Below are 4,119 nucleotides of genomic sequence, written 5' to 3' on the forward strand. Positions count from 1 at the left end.
GGGCGGTCCGCCGCTTCAAGGCGGGCGCGCTCAGCGCCGCGCCGCGGTGAGGCGGGCGACCGCGCGGTGCGGCAGCACCCGCACCATCGCGGCGGCGATCCGGGCGTCCCGGCCGACCACGCGGCGCGGTGCCGGGTTCCGGTCGAGGAGCGCGCGCACGACGACGTCCGCGACCCGCTCCGGCGGGGCGCCGCGGACCGCGCTGCGGCGTGCGTTCTCCAGCGCGTGGTCGATCTGGGCGCGGTAGCGCGCGAGCGCCTCGGGCGGCATCCCGTCGGCGACCTCCTGGCCCGCGGACGCGCCGCGCGACCAGATCGGCGTCGCGATCGCTCCCGGCTCGACGAGCAGCACCCGGATGCCCGACGGTGCGAGCTCGGCGCGCAGCGACCCGGTCAGGCCGACGAGGCCGAACTTCGCCGCGCTGTACGCGCCCAGCACGGGCCCGGCGATCCGCCCCCCGATCGAGCCGATCATGACGATCCGTGCGTCCTGCCCGATGTCCCGGCTCGCGCGGAGCGCGGGCAGCATCGCCTGCGTCACCCCCAGCTGGGCGACGAGGTTGACCTCGAGCTGGCGGCGGAGCACGTCGAGCGGCAGGTGCTCGAGCGGCCCGGGAAGCGCGGCACCGGCGTTGTTGACGAGGGCGTACAGCGGTCCGGCGGCGCGGACCTCGTTGCCCGCGGCACGCACCGCGTCGTCGTCGGTGATGTCGAGGAGGAGCGGGGTGACGGCGTCGCCGTGGTCGGCCCGTAGGCTCGCGGCGTCGTCGGGCCGGCGGACGGTCGCCCAGACGTGGAAGCGCGCGGCGACGAGCGCCGCAGTGGTCGCGCGGCCGATACCGGTCGACGCGCCCGTGACGAGCACGGATCGCATGGGCGGCCCTTCCCGCTCGGCGTGGACCTCGGTGGTCGCCACGCTAGCGGCGCATCCCGCACGGGAACCAGGGCGCGACGCCCCGCGACGCCCGCTCCCGACGGTGTCGGCAGGTGTCGGCCAGGGTCGGACGGTCGCTCAGAGCGCGGGGCCGACGTCGACCAGGTCGAACATCGGCTGGACCCGGGACGCCTCGAGCGCCATGAGCGGGCTGCCGCTCGCACCGCGCAGGCGCCCGTGCGGCTGGTGGGACGACACGGCGAGCAGGAGCGCGACGACCGACGAGTCGACGAACGTCGCGCGCGTGAGGTCCGCCTCGCGCACGCCCGCGGCCGCGAGGTCGCGTCCCAGCGTCAGGCGGGTCGGAGCCGTGCGCCTCAGTGAGGCGGAGGACGGCGAGCACGTCGACGTCCCCCTCGACGTGCAGCACCCGGGGCTCGTCGGGGTCGAGGCGCCAGACCGCGCTGCGGGGCGCGCGCGCCGCCGGGGGTCGGGACGGACGTCATCCGCCGAGCATGCGGCCCGTGCGCACCGCACCGTGACGGCCCTGCGCGTCGCGGGCCTCAGGTGTCCGCGGGTCACGCGCGCGTCCGTGCCCCGTGTGAGCGTGAACACGCCTACTGTGCGCGGTGGACGTTCGCGATGACGGGAGGAGCCGCCGGTGTCCGAGAGCACGCTCGAAGCCCTGGGCGGCCGCGCCCCGCGCCCGGCGCAGTACGGGCACGACGCGCTCGTCGTGTGCGACAACCTCGTCCGCATCTACCAGTCCGGCAGCGTCGAGGTGCAGGCGCTGCAAGGGCTCGACCTGCTCGTGCACGAGGGCGAGATGGTCGCGGTCGTCGGGGCGAGCGGGTCGGGCAAGTCGACGCTGCTCGGGGTGCTCTCGGGGATGGACGCGCCGACCGCCGGTCGCGTGCGGGTCGGGCAATGGGACCTCATGGCGATGCCCGCTCGGGAGCGCGTCGTCTACCGCCGCCGGACGGTCGGGTTCGTGTGGCAGCAGACGTCCCGCAACCTCCTGCCCTACCTGACCGCGCGACAGAACGTGACGCTGCCGATCACGACGGTCCCCCGCCGGCAGCGGCGCCGCCGCGCCGACGAGCTGCTCGACCTCGTGGGCGTCGGTCACGTCGCCGACCGGCGACCGCAGGAGATGTCGGGCGGTGAGCAGCAGCGCGTCGCCATCGCCACGGCCCTCGCGAACGCACCGCAGCTCCTGCTCGCCGACGAGCCCACGGGCGAGCTCGACACGACCACCACGCAGGAGGTCTTCGAGACGCTGCGCACCGTCAACCGCGATGCGGGCACCACCGTCGTGGTCGTCACGCACGACCCCGCGGTCAGCTCGCTCGTCGAGCGGACCGTCGCGATCCGCGACGGCCGCACGAGCAGCGAGGTCCTGCGTCGGGAGACCGACGGCGACGTCGTGCACGAGGAGTACGCCGTCATGGACCGCGCGGGCCGGCTGCAGGTGCCCCGCGAGTACCGCGAGGCCCTCGCGCTCACCAGCCGCGTGCGCCTCGTGCTCGAGGCCGACCACCTGGCCGTCTGGCGCGACGGCGGTGCCCGGTGAGCCCCACCCCCGGCGCGGCGGTCCAGGTCCGCGGCGCGCACCGCACGTTCGGGAGCGGTCGGTCCGCCGTGCACGCGCTGCGCGGCGTCGACCTCGACGTCGCTCCCGGGGAGCTCGTCGCGCTCGTCGGACGTTCGGGATCGGGCAAGACGACGCTGCTCAACCTCGTCGGCGGCCTCGACCGCCCCGACGAGGGCACCGTGCACGTCGACGGTGTCGACGTCGCGGGGCTGGACGACGACGGTCAGGCCACGCTGCGCCGCGACCGCGTCGCGTTCGTCTTCCAGACGTTCGGGCTCATGCCCGCCCTGACCGCCGCGGAGAACGTCGGCGTCCCCCTGCGGCTGCACGAGGCTCCCGTCGACGTGCGCGAGCGTCGCGTCGCGATGCTCCTCGAGCTCGTCGGCCTCGCCGAGCACGCCGAGCAGCGGCCCGACGAGCTGTCCGGCGGCCAGCAGCAGCGCGTCGCCATCGCCCGCGCCCTCGCCTCCTCGCCCCGTCTCCTCGTCGCCGACGAGCCCACCGGACAGCTCGACAGCGAGACCGGCCTGGCCGTCATGGCGCTCATCCGCGGCGTCGTCGAGGCCGAGGGGATGACCGCGATCGTCTCGACGCACGACCCTGTGATGATCGCGCTCGCGGACCGCGCGCTGCACCTCGTCGACGGCCGGGTGGTCGAGGCGGACGCGCGTGGGTGAGCACGTCTGGCGACGCGGACGCGCGCAGGCGGCCGTGCTCGCCGCCGTCCTCGCCGTCATGGTCGCGGGGTCGGCGCTCGTGGGCGTGTGCGTGCTGCTGACGACCGCGGCGCCGCAGCGTGCGCTGCAGCTCGCGATGTCCGACGCACCCGCGCCCGACGTGCAGGTCGGGGTCGCGCTGGGTTTCCCCGAGGACGCCGACGACCCTGATGTGGACCCGCTCGTCGCCGCGACCGCGCGCGACGCGTCGGACGCCGTCGCCACGGCGGCCGCGCTGCTCACGGCACCGTTCGGCGACCTCCCGACGACGCGGACCACGTGGACGTCGAGCGTCATGCAGTACCTGCCCGCGGACGGCGGCCCGGTCCGGCTGGGCTACCTCGCCGAGCTCGACGACCGGGACGCGCGTGGGACCGTCGTCGCCGGCCGGTGGCCCACCGCCCCCGGGGAGGCCGCGCTGCCCGTCGCGGCGGCCGGTGCGCTCGACCTCGAGGTCGGCAGCACGACGACCCTCGCGGCCGAGGCGGGCGGGTCCGGGGTCGCCGTGACCGTCGTCGGCACGTTCACGCCCCGTCCGGGCGCGTCCTGGCAGGAAGACCCGCTGCGGGGGTCGGGCGTCGGCCCCGACTTCCGCGGTCACCTCGCGGCCTACGGCCCGTTCGTCGTCGCGCCCGGCGGTGTCGACGCCAGCGGGATCCCGCTGCGCCGGGTCGCGCTCGTCGTGCAGCCCGACCTGGCCCGGGCCGACGCCGTCGACCTCACGCGCGCGGGCGCCGCCGTCGACGCGCTGCCCGGCGAGCTCGAGAGCGCGCTCGAGGAACGCGCGCAGAACGTCGTCGTGGACCGGCCGTTCGCGCGCACGCTCGGCGCGGCACGCGAGCAGGGGCGCGTCACGGGCTCGGGTGTGCTCGCCGTCGCGCTGCTCGGGGCCGCCCTCGCCGCGACGACCGTGACGCTCGCCGCCCGGCTCGTCGC

At 76.4% G+C, this 4,119-nt stretch carries 5 protein-coding genes; 3 read left to right on the plus strand and 2 right to left on the minus strand.

Annotated elements, in window-relative coordinates:
• Positions 1–30: 30 nt before the first annotated feature.
• Together CTKZ_RS17610 and CTKZ_RS17615 are read right to left on the minus strand one after the other, a co-directional pair.
• A complete protein-coding gene (locus CTKZ_RS17610) occupies positions 31–873 on the minus strand; it encodes an SDR family oxidoreductase (protein WP_124344158.1) in 843 nt (280 codons plus the stop codon).
• Positions 874–1,011: 138 nt separating this feature from the next.
• Positions 1,012–1,197: a hypothetical protein gene (locus CTKZ_RS17615; protein ID WP_124344159.1), complete on the minus strand. Its 186-nt coding sequence runs from the start codon at positions 1,195–1,197 to the stop codon at positions 1,012–1,014.
• A gap of 337 nt (positions 1,198–1,534) precedes the next feature.
• On the opposite strand from CTKZ_RS17615, the gene CTKZ_RS17620 reads away from it, so the two are divergent.
• From CTKZ_RS17620 to CTKZ_RS17630, 3 genes are all read left to right on the plus strand, one after another.
• Complete coding sequence (locus tag CTKZ_RS17620) at positions 1,535–2,446, plus strand: ABC transporter ATP-binding protein (RefSeq protein ID WP_124344160.1); 912 nt, start codon at positions 1,535–1,537, stop codon at positions 2,444–2,446.
• On the plus strand, positions 2,443–3,144 hold the full coding sequence (locus CTKZ_RS17625) for an ABC transporter ATP-binding protein (protein ID WP_124344161.1): 702 nt from the start codon (positions 2,443–2,445) through the stop codon (positions 3,142–3,144). Before CTKZ_RS17620 ends, CTKZ_RS17625 begins: the two co-directional genes overlap by 4 nt.
• Positions 3,137–4,119 (plus strand): hypothetical protein (locus CTKZ_RS17630; RefSeq protein WP_200829801.1); only part of this gene is annotated, 983 nt, incomplete at its 3' end. The genes CTKZ_RS17625 and CTKZ_RS17630, both read left to right, overlap by 8 nt.

Origin of the sequence: Cellulomonas algicola (genome assembly GCF_003851725.1) — a bacterium.
Classification (GTDB): Bacteria; Actinomycetota; Actinomycetes; order Actinomycetales; family Cellulomonadaceae; genus Cellulomonas; species Cellulomonas algicola.

What these genes read in the sequence shown, in the direction of transcription:
- CTKZ_RS17610 (WP_124344158.1), bottom strand. Translation starts at nt 873, where the DNA reads ATGCGATCCGTGCTCGTCACGGGCGCGTCGACCGGTATCGGCCGCGCG.